The sequence below is a fragment of the Butyrivibrio sp. ob235 genome (assembly GCF_900109475.1).
Classification (GTDB): domain Bacteria; phylum Bacillota; class Clostridia; order Lachnospirales; family Lachnospiraceae; genus Butyrivibrio.
In genome coordinates, this window is the sequence record NZ_FOBE01000013.1 from 1 (window position 1) to 19795 (window position 19795).

The following is a 19795-nucleotide window of genomic DNA, read 5'->3' on the forward strand; positions in this document are numbered from 1 at the left end:
CTGGGTTCAGAACGTCGTGAGACAGTTCGGTCCCTATCCGGCGCGGGCGTAGGATATCTGAGAGGAGCTGTCCTTAGTACGAGAGGACCGGGATGGACGGACCGCTGGTGTATCAGCTGCATCGCCAGATGCATAAGGCTGGGTAGCCAAGTCCGGAAGGGATAAACGCTGAAGGCATCTAAGCGTGAAGCCCCCCTCAAGATGAGATATCCCTGCTTCGGCAGTAAGACCCCTTAGAGACTATGAGGTAGATAGGCACAAGGTGTAAGCATGGTAACATGTTCAGCTGATGTGTACTAATAGGTCGAGGGCTTGTCCAAAAAAATATGGATATAGAACAAAAAAGTAGTTGATTTTCTGTAAGCGATGTAGTATCATTTCAGTGTTCGGTTTTGAAGGTACAGACGAAGATCTGGCCCGGTGGCTCAGCTGGTTAGAGCGCCGCCCTGTCACGGCGGAGGTCAGGGGTTCGAACCCCCTTCGGGTCGTTCAACAATCTAATATTTGTGAAATCTGGGGTCTTAGCTCAGCTGGGAGAGCATCTGCCTTACAAGCAGAGGGTCATAGGTTCGAGCCCTATAGGCCCCACTATTTCTGAAAAGACATTTTTCAGAAGTAGGCCGATGTGGCTCAATTGGCAGAGCAGCTGATTTGTAATCAGCAGGTTAACGGTTCGAGTCCGCTCATCGGCTCTTTATATGGATGGCTTCCCGAGTGGCCAAAGGGGACAGACTGTAAATCTGCTGCAAATTGCTTCGGTGGTTCGAATCCACCGCCATCCATTCAACTTAATATCGCGGGGTGGAGCAGTCTGGAAGCTCGTCGGGCTCATAACCCGAAGGTCATAGGTTCAAATCCTGTCCCCGCTACTCAAATTTGCCTAGATAGCTCAGTTGGTAGAGCAGAGGACTGAAAATCCTCGTGTCCTTGGTTCGATTCCGAGTCTAGGCATCTTTTTTATTAATTTTATTCTTTTTTCAGTTTTATTTTTCCCGGTTATGCCGTATAATACAATCCGTGAGAAGTACAGATGTATATTCTTGTTTTAAGCAATATAGTAAGGCAAGAGGCCGTAGCTTTTATTTGCTGAAGCTGGGATGAGCATCTTTGATTTTAGGTATTAAGAGTTAGGATTTATCATATATGACAAGAGAAGAGAAGCACAGGTTTATCGAGGAGAGGCGCAAGCATGTCAGAGAGGTTTTAGCAAAACACGGTAATGATATTCTTGAATCTCATAAGTTCCACAAGACCAAGCATTTTATCCAGCATGGAGACATGTCTGTTTACGATCACAGTCTAAGTGTTGCTGAGAGGGCAATTAGAATCAATAGATTCATTCATGCGAAGTGCAATGAGAGAGACCTGGTAAGGGGAGCTCTGTTACACGATTATTTCCTTTATGACTGGCATAAGGACGGCAAAGATAAGGGTAACGTACATCCTAAGCTTCATGGCTTTTTTCACCCCTCTACGGCCCTTAAAAACGCAAGTAGGGACTTCGTATTATCTGAACGTGAAAAGGACATCATAAAGAAGCATATGTGGCCATTAACGGTAATACCGCCTATGTGTAGGGAAGCTTGGATTGTTACGATGGCTGATAAGTATTGTTCAGCTATGGAGACCTTTGGACTTCATAAGGCAAAGATAAGAGCCAGATACATTGATTTACCGGCTCAGGATATAGAGAGACTATAAATCATATTCATAACTTTAATGATTATATTATTTACAATAATAAGCAAATAAAAAGCGTCGGCATTCAAGCCGACGCTTTAATTATTTTATTTTGAGATTAAGATCAAAGCTTAGGACCAGCTGCTACAAGAGCTTTACCTGCATCATTGCCTTCATACTTCTTGAAGTTCTTTGTGAATCTCTCTGCAAGATCCTTTGCCTTTGCTTCCCATTCAGAAGCATCTGCATATGTATCACGAGGATCAAGAATTGCAGGATCAACACCCGGAAGTGATGTAGGAACTTCGAAATCAAAGATCGGGATCTTCTTTGTCTCAGCCTTGTTTACATCGCCGTTAAGGATTGCATCGATGATTCCACGAGTATCCTTAATGGAGATACGCTTGCCTGTGCCGTTCCAACCTGTGTTAACAAGGTAAGCCTTAGCACCAGACTTCTGCATCTTTTTAACGAGCTCTTCACCATACTTTGTAGGATGAAGCTCAAGGAATGCCTGACCGAAGCAAGCTGAGAATGTAGGAGTGGGCTCTGTGATGCCACGCTCTGTACCAGCAAGCTTAGCTGTGAAGCCTGACAGGAAGTAGTACTGAGTCTGCTCAGGTGTAAGGATTGATACTGGAGGAAGTACTCCAAATGCATCAGCTGAAAGGAAGATAACGTTCTGAGCATCAGGACCAGCAGAAATCTTGTTAACTTTTGAAGCGATGTTGCTGATGTGGCTGATAGGATAAGATACACGAGTGTTCTCTGTAACGCTCTTATCATCAAAGTCGATCTTACCATTTGCATCAACTGTTACGTTCTCAAGAAGAGCATCTCTCTTGATTGCGTTGTAGATGTCGGGCTCAGCGTCCTTATCAAGACCGATAACCTTAGCATAGCAGCCGCCCTCGAAGTTGAATACTCCGTTGTCGTCCCAGCCGTGCTCATCATCACCGATAAGAAGTCTCTTAGGATCTGTTGAAAGAGTTGTCTTACCTGTTCCTGAAAGACCGAAGAAGATAGCAGTGTTCTTACCTTCCATATCAGTATTAGCTGAGCAGTGCATGGAAGCCATGCCCTTAAGAGGAAGGTAGTAGTTCATCATTGAGAACATACCCTTCTTCATTTCTCCGCCGTACCATGTGTTGATGATAACCTGCTCACGGCTTGTGATATTGAATGCTACGCAAGTCTCGGAGTTAAGGCCGAGTTCTTTGTAGTTGTCAACCTTAGCTTTTGATGCGTTGTAAACAACGAAATCAGGCTCGAAAGAAGCAAGCTCTTCATCTGTAGGAACGATGAACATATTCTTAATGAAGTGAGCCTGCCAAGCAACCTCAACGATGAAACGAACTGCCATACGGGAATCCTTGTTAGCACCGCAGAATGCATCAACAACGAAAAGTCTCTTGTCGCAAAGCTCTTTCTTAGCGATATCCTTAACTGTAGCCCATACTTCTTCGCTCATGGGATGGTTGTCGTTCTTATACTCGTCAGATGTCCACCAAACGGTATCCTTTGAGTTGGAATCCATAACGATGTACTTATCTTTAGGAGAACGTCCTGTGTAGATACCTGTCATAACATTAACAGCACCGAGTTCAGTATCCTGACCTACTTCGAATCCCTCAAGACCGGCCTTCTTCTCTTCTTCGTAAAGTGTTTCGTAAGAAGGGTTGTGCACGATCTCAGTTGTGCCTGTAATGCCATACTGTGTTAAATTGATTTCTGCCATTTCTTTAACTCCTTTTCTTTTTCTATTGTGATATCTGTTTGTAAAGAACAGATAAACGCTCCAAAACTTATTATACAATACATTTAGGTAAAAATAATATAAAATTGCTATAAATTTAACAAAACGTTCAGAAATTATCTAAGAAAAAGGCGGGTTTGAATACATAAAACAGATAAAGTATCATATTTGTAAGAGAAATACCTCTCAAAGACATTGAATTTCTAAACAGAAGATGGAAGTGTATATGAAAAAAGAAGAGAGTCTAAGAGACTGCCTTGAAAATTTAAAAAACAGTGATTTGTACCCATTTCACATGCCGGGACATAAAAGAAACCCGGGCGCAGGCGAGATGGCAAGATATATGGATATTGATATTACCGAGATTGATGACTACGACAATCTCCATGATGCAGACGGAATTATTCTAAGGGCGGAGGAGCGTGCTAACGCTCTATACGGAGCAGATGAAACGCATTTTCTTGTAAACGGAAGTTCAAGCGGAGTATTGGCGGCGATTTCTGCGGTTGCAGGCAGGGGTGAGAAAATCATAGCAGGAAGGAATGCCCATAAATCCTTTTATCATGCAGTCTACCTTCGTGAACTGGATGTCACATATATCCTACCGGATCCGGAAGGTCTGGTTAACCCAAAGGATATCGAAGATGCTTTTGATAAAAACCCTGGAATAAAGGCTGTTTTTATAACTTCGCCAACCTATGAAGGCATGGTGTCTGATGTAAAGAAAATAGCACAGATTACACATAAAAATGGGGCAATCCTGGTGGTTGATGAAGCTCATGGGGCGCATTTCGGACTTTATAAAAAGCTGCCAGAAAGCTCCGTGACCGAAGGCGCGGATATAGTGATACATAGCCTTCACAAGACATTGGCGGCAATGACTCAGACAGCACTTATTCATGTGAAGGGTGACAGAGTAGACCGTGAAAAACTTAGAAGGTTTTTAAGAATATATCAGACGAGCAGTCCTTCATATGTGCTGATGGCATCGATAGATTCCTGTATAAAGGACATTAATGACAATGGTAAGGAAGTATTTGAAAGGCTGATATATTTCAGAAAATGGATTGAGGCGGAAACAGCAGATCTCACATGGATAAGGATTCCTCATTTTTCAAAACGACAGGATCCAGGGAAGGTACTCATATGCTCTGCTGACGGCGCTATTACGGGACAACGGATATATGATATACTTCGATTAGAATATAAATTGCAGCCGGAGATGGCCGGTGATACTTATGCACTGGCTATAATAACGGGATATGATACCGAAGATGGAATTTCAAGGCTTATAGAAGCGGTAAAAGAACTGGACACCAGGATAGAGAATGAAAAAAGTAATTGTTTAGGGAGTGCTCGGAACAAAAAAGACAAAAAGGAAAATATTGAACAGAGTAGCGGGTCGACAGAACTTCCGAAAACAGTAATCCCTTTCTATAAGGCTTGGGATGCAGCTATGGAGGAAATTGATTTAACAAGGGCGGCCGGAAGGATTGCGGGAGACTTCATCAATCTATATCCTCCTGGAATACCCCTGGTGATACCGGGAGAAGCCATTGATAAAGAGCTCGTTCGGAAAATCGGAGAATATATTAATGATGGAAGAAATGTTCAGGGTGTGAAGATCTCAGCAAAGGGAGAAAGGACCGTAAAGGTTGTGGCGCCGATGTAACATTTTTTCTGAAAAAATAAAATTGGGAAAAGATATAAAATGGGCAAGATTTATTTGATCATGGGCAGGAGCTCGTGTGGAAAAGATACAATATATAAAAAGCTTTTGGAGCGAGGAAAGCTCGATCTTAAAAAGGTTATTATTTACACTACAAGGCCAATGCGCGAAAAGGAAATGGACGGAGTTCAGTATTATTTTTGCAGCATAGAGCGTTATGAAAAATACAAAGAAGACCGTAAAATAATAGAGGAACGTACTTACAACACAATGTACGGACCCTGGCACTATTTCACGGTGGATGACGGACAGATAGATCTAAGTGAGGGAAATTACCTCATGATTGGGACAGTAGATATGTATGTCTCAATCAGGGAGTACTTTGGTGAGCAGAATGTCGTGCCGCTGATGATAAATGTTAGTGACGGCATGATAATGCAGAGAGCCATGAAGAGAGAGCTAAAGCAGGAAGAGCCCAAATACGATGAGATGTGCAGAAGATTCCTTGCGGATAAAGCGGATTATTCGGATGAGAGGCTTAAGGGTGCGGGGATAGACAGAACCTTCGACAATGACGGAGAACTGGAAGCCTGCCTTGATGAGATTGAGAGCTTTATCTTATCTGAAAAGTGATGAGGACATATTATGGATATAAGGATTGACAATGTTCAACCAACTTCACAGGTCCAACAGACACAGCCTCAGCAGGAGGTGAGCGGGGATTTTAAGTTCACACTTACAAGTAAGATCGAGGACTCGGCACTCGCAGAGCGCCTTAATCTGATGATGCAGGATATCGTGCAGCAGGGAAAACAGATTGCCAAGAAAAACGATATCAGGGACATGCAAAGATACCGCTTCCTTATCAAGGATTTTTTGAATGAAGTAGTCACAAGGTCCCACGCCTTTTCACGTGAAAACTTCCTGGACAGACGAGGACGCCACAGAGTATACGGAATAATCAGACTTGTGGATGAAAATCTCGATGAACTGGCTCAGGAGCTCGTTAAGGATGAGAAGGACAATATAAGCATACTTGCCAAGATAGGCCAGATTCAGGGACTTCTACTGGACATTTTTACATAAACATATACTTAGGAGGAACGAGCGCAGATGGCGCGTTTTTCAGACATAATAGAGCAGGATCAGATAAAAGAGCATATGCAAAATGCTATCAGGACCGGCAAAATATCCCACGCCTACATAATTTCCGGCGATGTTGGAAGCGGAAAGAAAATGATAGCAAGGACCTTTGCAAAAACGATTCTGTGTGAAAACAAGCAAGAAATAGGTGGATATATTGAAAATTGCGGGGAGTGTCACTACTGCAAGCAGGCGGAGAGCGGATCACATCCTGATATCAGAATTGTGGCTCATGAAAAGCCAACTTCAATAGGCGTTGATGAGATCAGAGATCAGGTTTGCGATGACGTATATATAAAACCCTACTCAGATCACAAAATATATCTTATTCCCGATGGGGAGCTCATGACGCAGCAGGCCCAGAATGCCCTTCTAAAGACGCTGGAGGAGCCGCCTGCTTATGCGACTATCATCATTTTGACATCCAATATCGATGCGTTTCTTCCGACTATTTTGAGCAGATGTATAGTATTTCCGATAAAGCCGGTGAGAGATGATCTGATACAAAAATACCTCATGGAAAAGAGGAAGGTTGTGGATTACAAGGCTCACCTTGCCGTGTCCTTTGCGCAGGGAAATGTGGGAAAGGCAATCCAGCTTGCGGAAGATGAGAGTTTTGAAAAGCTGAAAAATGATGCGATAGATCTGACGGCAAGGCTTCCTAAAGCGCAGATAAGCGATGTAATTGCAAGGCTTCAACTGCTGCTGACACCGGAGGGCAGCAGCGAGAAAAAACCGGATGCACTTTTAACAAACGATTTTCTTGATGTGCTTATGTTCTACGTCAGAGATATCCTGGTGTATAAGGCAGAGGGGAGCGCGGATCACTTGATTTTCGCGGATAAACTGTCGTATATTAGTAGTGTTACGGAAAAATGTTCCTATAAGGAAATTGATAATATATTAAAGGCAATTGACAGGGCCAGAAACAGGATTCATTCCAATGTAAACAGTCTTATGACCCTTGAGATGCTGATGCTTGATATAAAGGAGAATTTATAATATATGACCAGGGTTATCGGCGTAAGATTCAGAACGGCCGGCAAGATCTATTATTTTGATCCGGGTAATTTTGAAATAAAAAAGGGCGACCATGTAATTGTTGAGACAGCGAGGGGAGTTGAGTACGGAACAGTACTTTCCGATCCCAAGGATGTTGATGACAGCGAGGTTACAAAGCCCCTCAAGGCCGTACTTCGCATGGCGAATGAGAAGGACGACGAACAGGAAAAGAGCAACAGAACAAGGGAGAAGGAAGCTTTCAGGATCTGCAAGGAAAAGATAATTAAGCATGGTCTTGAGATGAAGCTTATAGATGCTGAGTACACCTTTGATAATAACAAGGTGCTGTTTTATTTTACTGCGGATGGCAGAATCGATTTCAGAGATCTGGTAAAGGATCTCGCATCAGAGTTTAAGACCAGAATAGAGCTCAGGCAGATCGGTGTAAGAGATGAGACTAAGATAATCGGAGGATACGGAATCTGCGGCAGACCGCTTTGCTGCCATTCCTATCTTGCGGATTTTATCCCTGTTTCCATAAAAATGGCTAAGGAGCAGAATCTTTCACTTAATCCGACAAAGATTTCCGGTGTTTGCGGAAGACTTATGTGCTGCCTGAAAAACGAAGAGGATGTATACGAGGAACTCAACCGCAAGATGCCCGGAGTTGGTGATATCGTTAAGACAAGCGATGAACTTGAGGGTGAAGTTGCAAGTGTAAATATCCTCAGACAGACAGTGAAGATTCTTGTTGACGTGGATGATGAGAAGGAAGTTCACGAGTGCAATGTAGACGACCTTACTCTTGTGAGAAAGAAGCAGAAGCATAAGCAGAATCAGCCAAAGGAGAAGGATGCAGACGAAGAGGCTGCAAAGGCTTTGGAGCAGCAGGATAAGAATCAGGCTCCTTCCCAGGCAAAGAAGCAGAATAATTATCAGGACAGAAAGCAGAATGCTCCTCAGGAGAAAAATCAGAAAAAGGAAGCTGATGCAGACAAGGAAGTAAATCGCGCAAATGCTGATAATTCTGAAGCTTCGGCAGCAGGTTCTGCTGATAGTGTGAAGGATAAGGAAAGCACACCTGACAGAAATCAGAGTAAAGAGCAGAATCCTGGCAAAGATCAGAATTCTAATAAAGATCAGAATACGAATAAAGACCAGAGAAATTTCGATAAGAAGAACAGAAAAAAGAATTTCAATAAAAAAGGTCAGAACAACCGCAGTAAGAATCAGGACAACAGAAACCAGAATAATAGAGACCGAAACAATAAGAATCAGGGCAACAGAGATTCCGGAAAAGATAACAGAAACCAGAATCGCAGCGAGGGAGCGGATGGAAAACAGCAAAACTAACGAGTTTTTCCTAAAACCCGGAGAGAGACTTGATGATCTTCAGCGAAATGAGCTAATGATCATCCAGGATCCGGAGAGGTTCTGCTTCGGGATGGATGCGGTACTGCTATCGGGATTTGCTACGGCCACAAAAGGTGACCGGGTTCTTGACCTTGGTACGGGAACCGGCATTATTCCACTTTTGATGTCAGCGAAAACTGATGCAGAGGAGCTGATAGGTCTCGAAATACAAGAGGATAGTGCGGACATGGCAAGAAGGAGCGTTTGCTATAACAAGCTGCAGGACCGTGTCCGAATAGTTTGCGGAGATATAAAAGAGGCGGAGAAAATATTTGAACCTGCCTCTTTTGACGTTGTAACAACAAATCCGCCCTATATGATAAAGGGACATGGGCTGACAAATCCTGATAGTCCCAAAGCTATAGCCCGGCATGAAGTACTTTGTGACCTGAAGGACGTCATGAGGGCGGCCAAGATAATGCTTCATCCCGGCGGAAAGTTTTTTATGGTTCACAGACCGTTCAGGCTTGCGGAGATACTTGCCTGTATGCAGGAAAACAGGATTGAGCCAAAGCGTATACGGATGGTCCACCCTTATATCGATAAGGAACCGAGTATGGTACTTATAGAAGGTGCAAGGGACGGAAAGCCAAGGCTTTCGGTGGATCCGCCGCTTATCATATACGATGAACCGGGGAAGTACGGTAGAGAGATGGTTGAAAATTATGGATTCTAAAACCGGCATGTTATACCTCTGTGCAACACCCATAGGGAATCTTGGAGACATTACGGAGAGGGTACTTGAGACACTTCGCAGTGTCGACATTATTGCGGCAGAGGATACCAGAAACAGCATAAAACTGCTCAATCATTTCGATATTCATACGGAAATGACGAGCTATCACGAATATAATAAGGTCGAAAAGGCAGAATATCTGATACGTCTGATGCAGGAGGGCAAGGATATTGCTCTCATAACGGATGCGGGAACGCCTGCAATTTCGGATCCTGGAGAAGTTCTTGTGCGCATGTGCCACGAGGCAGGAATTACAGTGACCTCGCTTCCCGGACCGGCGGCTTGCATTACAGCGCTTACCTTGTCTGGCCTTAACACCAGAAGATTTGTATTCGAAGGATTTTTGCCGGGACTTGATGACAAAAAGGAGCGAAGACGAATTCTCGAGCAGCTTCGGGATGAGCACAGAACAATCATTATGTATGAAGCACCCCATCATTTAAGGGGAACACTTAATGATTTAAGAGATGCACTTGGTAATAGGAAGCTCACAGTATGCAGGGAGCTAACGAAACGTTTCGAGGAAATAATGCCAACCACGATAGAAGGTGCGGTTACTTATTATGAGGAAAATGAGCCCCGCGGGGAATATGTTCTTGTAATAGAAGGGATAAGTCTGGATGAGCTGGACAGGCAGCAGAGGCAGGAATGGTCGAAGATGAGCCTTCAGGATCACATGGCTTACTATGAAAATGGAGGCATGAGCCACAAGGATGCAATGAAGCAGGTTGCTGCCGACAGAGGAGTCGGGAAGCGCGAGATCTACAAGGCGCTCCTGGAGGATTAAATAGATTATTCTAATGGATGGAAGAATAAAATGTCTTCCCCCACTGGGGGAAGGTGCCCGAAGGGCGGATGAGAGGCATTTTGAGCATAAATAATAACATAATACTTATATCGATTTTAATAGCCGTAATCTTACTAATCCTGCTCGTCCTTCTGCTGATAATCCGAATACGCAGGCATCGCCCTCTTCCGATGGATGAACTTGAGGGACATGACTTTGAGTATTACTGTGCGGACCTGTTAAAAGCACACGGATTTATTGATGTTGAAGTTACGAAGGGTAGCGGAGATTTCGGAGCAGATATACTTGCGGAAAAAGACGGCATCAGCTATGCCGTGCAGTGCAAGTGCTATGATAAACCCATCGGAGTAAAGGCGGTTCAGGAAGTTTACGCAGGCCGTGATTATTACGACTGTATGGTGGGAGTTGTAATGACGAATCAATATTTCACGGCACCTGCTGTGGAACTTGCAAAGAAATTGAAGATTATGCTGTGGGATAGGGGATATATAGATTCCATGGAGGAATGATACCAAAAAGGCTGTCGTACCAAAAGCGGTACGACAGCCTTTCTTACGATTCTTTCATAGTTACACATCCGATAATTAGGCTCTCATTAGTCTTAAGTTACCTAATATAGCTTATTTCCATCCAAGGCAATCCTTGTATGTCTCTTCTGTTCCGGCTGCGAGGTTGCCACCCTGGAAGATATAGATCTGGTTATCGGAAGCTTTAAGGTTGAGTGCGATCTGTCTGTCGTTAACTTTCTCAACAGCGATAGTATTGAACTTCTCACCATGCATTGATACAGCAACGATATCTGAAGGCATATCAAAACCATCTTTAACATGTAATACTACTCTGCCACCGGAAAGAAGGGGCGGAAGCTTAACGCCGAAAGCGCAAACAATTGTTGAACCATGTGCTGCAGCTACAGACTGAGCTGTTCCTGTATAATTAGGAAATACATGGAATAAATCTGCTGTCATGCCGGATTTCTCCTGACCTTCGATAGTGCAGTCGCCTACACCTGAAGATACGGGAACGAAATCATTGGTCTCAAGCCAGAGTCCGCTAAGAACTGCGTTGTTAGTATACTCACCGGGAAGTAATCTGCCGGGAGCCATGGGAGCTGCGCATACGGAAATAGACATAGCGCAAACCATAACTGCTGCTAAAGCGAAAGAAACAATTTTCTTCATTTGAATTTCCTCCTTAATACGATTAAGTTTCGGATGTAACTACGTCACTGCCAAACATCATAGCGTATAGATATAAATATAACATTTAGATAATATAAAGAATTTATTAAATAAGGATGTAAAAAACGCCATACGGCATGGGGACTGAGTCTCAGATTATTTTATTATTTGCTAAAGAAATTTGGATTGAAATAAACAAGTTGTACATATAAATCGTCAGAAAGTTGTACAAAATGCCTACACAAATAGCATTGACCGTGTATAATATCGCGGCTATGATAGAATCTTGGAGAGGAATCTTCTGATTGAAAAAAGGAAAAGGAGAATAGAATTATGGGAGATGCAAAAAGTGCTATTGTTGAGGGAAAAACATTACTCGGAATAGAATTTGGTTCCACAAGAATCAAAGCGGTTCTTACCGATATGGATAACAACCCGATTGCGCAGGGTTCTCACGGATGGGAGAACAGACTGGACAACGGAATATGGACTTATACACTTGATGATATCTGGGGTGGACTTCAGGACTGCTATAAAAAGCTTACCGAAGATGTTGAGAAACAGTATGGCGAAAAGCTTACAAAGGTAGGTGCCATGGGCTTTTCGGCAATGATGCACGGATACATGGCATTTGATAAAGACGATAATCTTCTGGTTCCTTTCAGAACCTGGAGAAACACAATAACCGAGCAGGCTTCCGAGGAACTTACAGAGCTTTTCGGATATCATATTCCTCAGAGATGGAGTATTGCTCACCTCTATCAGGCAATGCTTAATGGAGAGGATCATGTAAAGAACGTGACATTCTTCACGACACTTGCAGGATATATTCATTGGCAGCTCACAGGAGAGAAGGTTCTCGGAGTGGGTGATGCATCAGGAATGTTCCCTATTGATTCAGCAACATGCGATTACAACGAAAAAATGGTAGGCCAGTTTGATAAACTTGCCGCTGATAAGGGCTTTGGCTTCAAGCTTCGTGATATTATTCCGAAATCACTTCCCGCAGGAGCAGATGCAGGAAAGCTCACCGCAGAAGGTGCTAAGAAGCTTGATCCTACAGGTACTCTTGAGGCAGGCATTCCGGTATGTCCTCCTGAGGGAGATGCAGGAACAGGTATGGTTGCAACAAACTCTGTTGGTGTAAGAACCGGTAATATCTCAGCTGGAACCTCTGTATTCTCAATGGTAGTTCTTGAGCATGACCTTTCAAAAGCATATCCGGAGCTTGATCTTGTAACCACTCCCAGTGGCGAACAGGTTGCAATGGTTCACTGCAACAACTGTACTTCAGACCTAAACGCATATGTAGGTCTTTTCAGAGAGTTTGCAGGAGCTATAGGAGCGGACGTTGATGACGACAAGCTTTACGGCACACTTTACAGAAAGGCTATGGAGGGAGATGCTGATTGCGGCGGACTTCTTGCATATAACTACTTCTCGGGTGAGAGCATCACAGGCTTCAACGAAGGAAGACCGCTGTTCGTAAGAAGACCTGATGCAAAGATGAATCTTGCAAACTTCATGAGAACACACCTTTATACTGCACTCGGTGCACTTAAGGTAGGTAACGACATCCTTATGAAGGAAGAGAACGTCAAGGCTGATTTCTTCTTTGGTCAGGGTGGATTTTTCAAGATCAGAGGCGTTGGTGACAGAGTTATGGCAGCAGCGCTCGACACACCGATCAAGCTTATGGAGACAGCAGGAGAGGGCGGCCCTTGGGGTCAGGCAATTCTTGCGGGCTTCATGCTTAATAAGGAAGATGGCGAGACACTTGAGCAGTACCTCAATAACAAGGTATTTAAGAGCGGAAAAGTTGATACCTGCGAGCCTGTAGCTGAGGATGTAAAGGGCTTCGATAAATTTATGGAAGACTATAAGGCCGGACTTGAGATCGAGAGAGCGGCAGTTAATAAGTTACTGTAAGGAGATAAATGATGTTAGAAGAACTTAAAAAGAAGGTCTACGAAGCAAACATTCTGCTTCCAAAGTACGGCCTTGTTACTTTTACCTGGGGAAATGTCAGTGAGATTGACAGAGAGTCTGGACTATTCGTAATAAAGCCCAGCGGAGTTGACTATGAGACCATGACTCCCGATGATATGGTTGTTATGGACTTAAACGGCAATAAGGTTGAGGGAAAGCTCAACCCCTCCTCAGACACACCTACACATGTGGAGATATATAAGGCATTTAAAGAGGTTGGTGGTGTGGTTCATACACATTCCTCTTATGCTACAAGCTGGGCACAGGCAGGAAGATCAATTCCCTGCTATGGTACAACACATGCGGATTATTTCTATGGTGAGATACCCTGCGTAAGATGCCTTACAAAGGATGAGATTGAGGATGCCTACGAGGAGAACACCGGTCACCTTATCGTAAACGAGTTCGAGGCGATGGGCAAGGATCCGGTGGCGGTTCCCGCAGTACTTTGCAAGAACCACGGCGTATTTTCCTGGGGTAAGGATGCTCATGAAGCTGTTCATAACGCAGTTGTAACAGAAGAAGTTGCCAAGATGGCATACAGATGCGAGGTTATTAATCCCAGAGTACAGCCCGCGCCGCAGGAGCTTCAGGATAAGCACTACTACAGAAAACATGGCGCGAATGCATATTATGGCCAGGGATGACCCCTCATCCGCCCTTCGGGCACCTTGTCTTCGCTCCGCTTCGGTCGGCGCAGAACAATCGTCCCCCGGACGATTTGCGCCCCCAAGGGGAAGGCAAGAAAGTGAAAAAAAACCGCAAAAATAGAATAGTCACATATTGCGAATTGTGCTAAATTTATACTGCACGCGTAGATAAAGCTGTCTGCGCGCAAAGAGAGACAGAAGTAAAGGAAGTGGAGGAATTATGACGAACAAAGAATTGCAGAAAATTGCAAATGAAGTCCGTAAGGGCATAGTCACAGCGGTTCACGCAGCAGGTGCAGGACACCCGGGCGGATCACTGTCAGCAGCAGATATCTACACATATCTGTATTTTGAGGAGATGAATATTGATCCCAAGGATCCTAAGGCAGAGAATCGTGATCGTTTCGTGCTTTCCAAGGGACACACAGCACCCGGCCTTTATTCAGTAATGGCTCAGCGTGGATATTTCCCCGTTGAGGAGCTTAAGACTCTTCGTAAGCTTGGTTCAAGACTTCAGGGACATCCCAGCATGCAGTACCTTCCCGGACTTGATATGTCATCAGGTTCACTTGGACAGGGTGTTTCAGTTGCTTGTGGTATGGCACTTTCTGCAAAGCTTGATAATAAAGACTACAGAACATACGCACTTTGCGGCGACGGTGAGATTGAAGAGGGTCAGATTTGGGAGGCAGCTATGTTTGCCGGCTTCCGTAAGCTTGACAACCTTGTTGTTATTGTAGATAACAATGGTCTTCAGATTGACGGACCTGTAGATGAAGTTTGCTCACCTTATCCTATTGATAAGAAGTTCGAAGCATTTAACTTCCATGTAATCAATATTGATGCACACGATTTTGATGCCATAAGAGCAGCCTTCAAGGAGGCTAGAGAGACCAAGGGACAGCCCACAGCAATTATTGCACACTCTATAAAGGGTAAGGGCGTATCCTTCATGGAGAACCAGGTTTCATGGCACGGTGTAGCACCTAATGATGAAGAGTATGCTAAGGCTATGGAAGATCTTAATAAGATCGGCGAAGCATTAGAAGCATAATAGATTTGGAGGTTAAAATGAGCGAAGTTAAGAAGATAGCTACCAGAGACAGCTATGGTAAAGAACTTATAGAGCTTGCAAAGGTTAACGACAAAGTAGTAGTACTTGACGCAGACCTTGCAGCAGCAACAAGAACAGGTTGGTTCAAGAAGGAATTCCCGGATCGTCACATCGACTGCGGTATCGCAGAGTGCAACATGATGGGCATTGCAGCAGGACTTGCTACAACAGGTAAGATTCCTTTTGTCAGCACATTTGCTATGTTTGCAACAGGACGTGCTTATGAGCAGGTTCGTAATTCAGTAGGATATCCTCATCTCAACGTTAAGATCGGCGGAACACATGCCGGAATTACAGTAGGTGAAGACGGTGCTAGCCACCAGTGTAACGAGGACCTTGCTCTTATGCGCACAATCCCCGGCATGGTAGTTATGTGCCCTGCAGATGATATCGAGGCAAGAGCTTGTGTACGTGCAGCAGCTGAGCACGAGGGCCCTGTTTACATCCGTTTCGGACGTGCAGCTTGCCCCATCGTTAATGACAGACCTGATTACAAGTTTGAGCTTGGTAAGGGAACTGTTCTTCGCGAGGGAACAGATGTCAGCATTATCGCTACAGGTATTGGCGTAGGTTCAGCTCTTGAAGCAGCTGAGAAGCTCGCAGCAGACGGCATCAGCGCAGAGGTTATTAACATCTGCACAATCAAGCCTATCGACAGAGAGCTTGTTGTTGCTACTGCAAAGAAGACAGGCAAGGTCGTAACTGTTGAGGAGCACTCTGTAATCGGCGGTCTTGGATCTGCAGTATGTGATGTTCTTTCAGAAGAGTGTCCTACAGTAGTTAAGAAGATCGGTATGCAGGATAAGTACGGCGAGTCAGGTTCTGCAGGAGATCTTGTTAAGAAGTACGGCCTTGATGGTGAGGGCGTATATAACTCAGTAAAAGAATTCTTGAAGTAATACTGATTTGAGATTTGACTAACAGCCTGCATATATGATATATGTGGGCTGTTATTATTTTGTTTGGAAGGAAATACACCTATCATGAATATTCTTGCACCATCTATTTTGTCGGCGGATTTTACAATACTTGGAGAGCAGATAAAGGAAACTGAGGCAGCAGGCGCACAGTACCTTCACTTCGATGTAATGGACGGATTGTTTGTGCCGTCAATATCCTTTGGATTACCTGTTCTTAAATCTATCAGGAAGGCTTCAAATCAGGTCTATGACGTTCATCTTATGATAGAAGAGCCTATTCGTTATATAGAACAATTTGCCGAAGCAGGGGCAGATATTATAACTTTCCATGTTGAGGCAGCATCTGATCCCAGAGAAGTAATAGATAAGATTCATAGTCTCGGAAAAAAAGCAGGCCTTGCAATAAAGCCCAAGACACCGGTAGAAGCAGTAAAATCATACATCGAACATATTGATATGCTGCTTGTCATGACGGTTGAGCCCGGATTTGGCGGACAAAAATACATGGATGAATGTACTGATAAAATACGAGAAGCCAGGGATCTGATTAAAGAAAAAGGGTTATCTGTAGATGTTGAAATAGATGGAGGAGTCACAATGAATAATATTAATGTACCGCTGGAAGCAGGTGCAAATGTAATTGTGGCCGGGTCTGCAGTATTTAATGGTGATATTCAGGAAAATGTAAGAAGTTTAATGGCAAAATTTGAAATAGTATGAGTTTTTAAGGAGTGATGATAATCCGCATCACTCCTTAATTTTTTCTAAAATATCCCTAAATAACGAGAATTGCTGCGCCATATATCGTATAATTATAGTGGAAGTATGCCCAGTTGTGAAAGTAAGGGTAACGATATGGCGCACAATGTTAGAAATATATGCATGAATTGTGGAAGATTTTTCATAGCAAGGGAGAGTAACCATGCTTTCTGTTCTCTTGAATGTAAGAAAATGTATTCCAATCATTCAGGCTATAGATGCAGGGATTGCAGGAATGCAGCCTGTAAGGTAAGGAACGATTCGCTTATGAATTCTCCGCCTGATTGCGAAAATTTGCAGCTCCATAAATCCTACAAGGCATCGGGCTCAAAATAAATGTAATATTTAATTTATCGAAATGCTATAATACAAATCAACTTAAAGAAAGGCGGATGTTTTGCGAATGCGCATAATATCTGCCTTTTTGATATTTGTAGTGATGATTTTGAATAATTGTATTTATAAAAAAATTATAAAGAATTATAAAAAATGAAATGAATATTCACTAATTGAAACAAAAAAGCAACAATTAACTTGCAATTATATCCATATGAGTTATACTTATAAACAGCTTCGGAAAAAACCGAGGCTAAGAAAAGTGATTATAAAAAGACGAAAGGGGATACTATCATGAAACTTAACAAACACATTATGGCTATGAACTTAGCCGCAGTAATCGCTTTTGGTGCTGTTGCAGGCATCATTGCACCTTCAGTTGCAGGTGAGGACAACATCGTTGCTTATGCTGCTGTTACAGACGGACAGGCATCTGTTCAGGATGAAGTAACTGGTGGTCAGGTATCATTTAACGAGAAGGACAACCCGGACCTTAAGGGCTGCGATTTCGAGTCTAATGGCGATGGCGCTACAGTAACACTTACAGCTGTTGATAAGACTGCTAAGAAGGTTAAGTTTAAGACCGGAACACTGAAGGTTGGCGATAAGGAATATAAGATTACCGCTATCAAGAAGGGTACATTCAAGGGCTCAAAGGCTACAAGCATTGATGTATCAGCACTTGAACTTGAGAAACTTACAGCTAATATGTTCCAGGGCGCAACAAAGGCTAAGACTATTAAGGTCAATGGCGCTAAGCTTACAAAGAAGAGCATTGACAAGAACTTTGTTAAGGGCCTGAAGAAGCTCACAAAGATTCAGGTTGTTGCTAAAGCAAAGCAGTTCAATAAGATTAAGAAGGCACTTAATACTGCAGCTAAGAAGACAGGCAACAAGAAAACACAGGTTAAGAGAGTAAAGAAGTAATTTAACCAATAGTCCTTATTACACAGGCAGGGAGAAATCCTTGCCTGTGTTTTTTTGCATAGGTATAATAAACGATGTGAAATTGTGTTTTACGGGAGGTTTGGATTGAGACAGAAGGACAAAACAACTGCGCAGGTAATTCATGAATACGGAGAACTGCTGACTAAGTACTATCTGGTGGTAATGTTTGTAGTTTTGCCGCTATATTATCAGAATGGCTATTCGGATATTGCAAATTCAAAATACATATTATACAGACTGGTATCTACAGCATTTTTGATAATTACAGGACTAGTGTGCTTCTTGGTTGAAACAGCCTGCGAAAAGACGCAGAATGTCAGAAAAAAGCCGATTCTTCCTATCATATTTGTAACCGCTCATCTGATTTTTAATCTCTTAACCTGGGTGTTTGCGGTTGACCATAAAATAGCATGGAGAGGGAATGGAAGTTGGCACATGGGATTACTGTCGCAGATTCTGTTTTTGGGCTCGATGCTTCTCGTTTACTATTATTACTCCGATAAGTATTTGATATGGATAGCAGCCGCAATAGGAGCTGTATTAACAGGGATACTTACTATATTGAACAGGATTGACATTTACCCCATCGATATGGGGAATAAATATCCGGGGTTCATTTCCACACTGGGTCAGACAAACTGGGCAACAATATATACGGTTATGCTGATTGGAGCAGGTATTGGATTGTTTGTTTATGAAGAAAAGCCTCTTTTCAGATATATTATTCTGGTCTTGAATTGTGTGGTTATAGCCGGAGCATGGATGGCGGGAAGTGATACCTTTTTACCGGCAATGTTCTTCGAACTTTTTATTATGTTTGGAATTTGCTTGAAGAAAAGAGACCTGATGAAGAGGTTTTCCGAGTTTCTCCTGGCATTTGGTATAGCTACAGAGTTTGTATACGTTTTTGTATTTGTTCTATTTCATGATAGATTTGTATTTGTTGATGAACAGGATGCAGTCAACACACTTTTGAAAATGCATATAGGCCTGATTATTATTGTAGGTTCATTGATAATTTTAGGCATTATGCAGTTAACTAAGAATAAAGAGTGGAATAAGAAACTTCTTGAGATAGCCTTTCGAGTACTGGTTTGCCTTATGCTTATTGCTTTGGCAGTAACTGTAGTCCTTATGGTAGTAGTAACAACTACACCTGAAAAAGCAGGCGCTTTTGCAAACATTCGAATGCTTAACTTTGATGATGACTGGGGAACTCACAGAGGCCTGAACTGGAAGTGCTCCATAGCCGGATTCATTAGGATGTCGCCTATTCGTAAAGTGATCGGAATGGGACAGGGATCTTTTAATCCTCTTATGCAGTCCTTTCCTGATTTACAGGCGCGGTTAGAGGCGATGTATGAGGGCTTTGCACTGATGGTTGCTCACAACGAGTACCTTAACATGCTTATAGAAAACGGCATCCTCGGCTGTCTTTCATATATCGGAGTACTGGTTTCATCCTTTGCACTTCTTTGGAAAAGAGCTGAGGAACACAGATTATCACTTATGGCGCTGCTTGCACTCTCAGGCTATATTGCCTGCAGCTTCTTCTTTTTCCAGCATGTGTATGCGACATCTTTTATGTACATTTTCATTGCGATAGCGCTGTCAGAGATAAGAGGAGAGAAAGCATAAGCAGTCACGTTGACAATAATCGTTTCAAAAGGCATACTAGATAGTGGCTTTTT

The 19795-nt window shown here is 43.1% G+C and carries 17 protein-coding genes, 6 tRNA genes, 1 rRNA gene and 1 pseudogene; 23 read left to right on the forward strand and 2 right to left on the reverse strand.

What is annotated here, in order from left to right:
- The 8 genes from BMW61_RS10610 to BMW61_RS10645 all read left to right on the forward strand — a co-directional run.
- Positions 1–320, forward strand: a 23S ribosomal RNA gene (locus tag BMW61_RS10610); the annotation flags it as partial.
- 94 nt (positions 321–414) lie between these two features.
- A tRNA-Asp gene (locus BMW61_RS10615) sits at positions 415–488 on the forward strand.
- A 27-nt stretch (positions 489–515) separates the two neighbouring features.
- A tRNA-Val gene (locus BMW61_RS10620) sits at positions 516–588 on the forward strand.
- 31 nt (positions 589–619) lie between these two features.
- Positions 620–692 (forward strand) — tRNA-Thr (locus BMW61_RS10625).
- Positions 693–700: 8 nt separating this feature from the next.
- A tRNA-Tyr gene (locus BMW61_RS10630) sits at positions 701–782 on the forward strand.
- Positions 783–795: 13 nt separating this feature from the next.
- A tRNA-Met gene (locus BMW61_RS10635) sits at positions 796–869 on the forward strand.
- 9 nt (positions 870–878) lie between these two features.
- Positions 879–951 (forward strand) — tRNA-Phe (locus BMW61_RS10640).
- 192 nt (positions 952–1143) lie between these two features.
- The gene (locus tag BMW61_RS10645; protein WP_091821714.1) at positions 1144–1701 is read left to right on the forward strand and encodes an HD domain-containing protein; all 558 of its coding nucleotides are present in this window, start codon (positions 1144–1146) and stop codon (positions 1699–1701) included.
- A gap of 103 nt (positions 1702–1804) precedes the next feature.
- On the opposite strand, the gene pckA is transcribed toward BMW61_RS10645, so the two are convergent.
- Positions 1805–3418, reverse strand: a complete 1614-nt coding sequence (gene pckA / locus BMW61_RS10650) for a phosphoenolpyruvate carboxykinase (ATP) (protein ID WP_091821717.1) — start codon at positions 3416–3418, stop codon at positions 1805–1807.
- Positions 3419–3662: 244 nt separating this feature from the next.
- Here pckA and BMW61_RS10655 point away from each other — a divergent pair, with 244 nt between their 5' ends.
- The 8 genes and pseudogenes from BMW61_RS10655 to BMW61_RS10690 all read left to right on the forward strand — a co-directional run bounded on the left by BMW61_RS10655 (position 3663) and on the right by BMW61_RS10690 (position 10716).
- The gene (locus tag BMW61_RS10655) at positions 3663–5108 is read left to right on the forward strand and encodes an aminotransferase class I/II-fold pyridoxal phosphate-dependent enzyme (protein WP_175475165.1); all 1446 of its coding nucleotides are present in this window, start codon (positions 3663–3665) and stop codon (positions 5106–5108) included.
- 39 nt (positions 5109–5147) lie between these two features.
- The gene (locus tag BMW61_RS10660; protein ID WP_091821721.1) at positions 5148–5738 is read left to right on the forward strand and encodes a nucleoside/nucleotide kinase family protein; all 591 of its coding nucleotides are present in this window, start codon (positions 5148–5150) and stop codon (positions 5736–5738) included.
- A 12-nt stretch (positions 5739–5750) separates the two neighbouring features.
- A complete protein-coding gene (locus tag BMW61_RS10665) occupies positions 5751–6191 on the forward strand; it encodes a YaaR family protein (RefSeq protein WP_022760927.1) in 441 nt (146 codons plus the stop codon).
- Between the two features lie 27 nt (positions 6192–6218).
- The gene (locus tag BMW61_RS10670) at positions 6219–7250 is read left to right on the forward strand and encodes a DNA polymerase III subunit (protein WP_022760928.1); all 1032 of its coding nucleotides are present in this window, start codon (positions 6219–6221) and stop codon (positions 7248–7250) included.
- A gap of 3 nt (positions 7251–7253) precedes the next feature.
- Positions 7254–8144: pseudogene (locus BMW61_RS22725) on the forward strand (PSP1 domain-containing protein); the annotation flags it as partial.
- A gap of 439 nt (positions 8145–8583) precedes the next feature.
- On the forward strand, positions 8584–9339 hold the full coding sequence (locus BMW61_RS10680; protein WP_022760930.1) for a tRNA1(Val) (adenine(37)-N6)-methyltransferase: 756 nt from the start codon (positions 8584–8586) through the stop codon (positions 9337–9339).
- Positions 9329–10186, forward strand: a complete 858-nt coding sequence (rsmI, locus tag BMW61_RS10685) for a 16S rRNA (cytidine(1402)-2'-O)-methyltransferase (protein ID WP_044959223.1) — start codon at positions 9329–9331, stop codon at positions 10184–10186. Before BMW61_RS10680 ends, rsmI begins: the two co-directional genes overlap by 11 nt.
- A gap of 80 nt (positions 10187–10266) precedes the next feature.
- Positions 10267–10716, forward strand: a complete 450-nt coding sequence (locus BMW61_RS10690; RefSeq protein WP_026671218.1) for a restriction endonuclease — start codon at positions 10267–10269, stop codon at positions 10714–10716.
- 111 nt (positions 10717–10827) lie between these two features.
- On the opposite strand, the gene BMW61_RS10695 is transcribed toward BMW61_RS10690, so the two are convergent.
- Complete coding sequence (locus tag BMW61_RS10695; protein WP_022760933.1) at positions 10828–11388, reverse strand: hypothetical protein; 561 nt, start codon at positions 11386–11388, stop codon at positions 10828–10830.
- 333 nt (positions 11389–11721) lie between these two features.
- Here BMW61_RS10695 and BMW61_RS10700 point away from each other — a divergent pair, with 333 nt between their 5' ends.
- From BMW61_RS10700 to BMW61_RS10735, 7 genes are all read left to right on the forward strand, one after another.
- On the forward strand, positions 11722–13317 hold the full coding sequence (locus BMW61_RS10700; protein WP_026498722.1) for a xylulokinase: 1596 nt from the start codon (positions 11722–11724) through the stop codon (positions 13315–13317).
- Positions 13318–13328: 11 nt separating this feature from the next.
- Positions 13329–14024, forward strand: a complete 696-nt coding sequence (locus BMW61_RS10705; protein WP_022760935.1) for an L-ribulose-5-phosphate 4-epimerase — start codon at positions 13329–13331, stop codon at positions 14022–14024.
- A 223-nt stretch (positions 14025–14247) separates the two neighbouring features.
- The gene (locus BMW61_RS10710) at positions 14248–15081 is read left to right on the forward strand and encodes a transketolase (RefSeq protein WP_022760936.1); all 834 of its coding nucleotides are present in this window, start codon (positions 14248–14250) and stop codon (positions 15079–15081) included.
- 17 nt (positions 15082–15098) lie between these two features.
- Positions 15099–16040 carry a transketolase family protein gene (locus BMW61_RS10715; protein WP_022760937.1) on the forward strand — a complete coding sequence of 314 codons (942 nt, stop codon included), beginning with the start codon at positions 15099–15101 and terminating at the stop codon, positions 16038–16040.
- Positions 16041–16121: 81 nt separating this feature from the next.
- Entirely contained in the window at positions 16122–16781 is a 660-nt protein-coding gene (gene rpe, locus BMW61_RS10720; protein WP_091821863.1) for a ribulose-phosphate 3-epimerase, read from the forward strand.
- A 669-nt stretch (positions 16782–17450) separates the two neighbouring features.
- Positions 17451–18083 carry a hypothetical protein gene (locus BMW61_RS10730; RefSeq protein WP_091821730.1) on the forward strand — a complete coding sequence of 211 codons (633 nt, stop codon included), beginning with the start codon at positions 17451–17453 and terminating at the stop codon, positions 18081–18083.
- A 105-nt stretch (positions 18084–18188) separates the two neighbouring features.
- Positions 18189–19742: an O-antigen ligase family protein gene (locus BMW61_RS10735; protein WP_091821733.1), complete on the forward strand. Its 1554-nt coding sequence runs from the start codon at positions 18189–18191 to the stop codon at positions 19740–19742.
- Positions 19743–19795 lie beyond the last annotated feature (53 nt).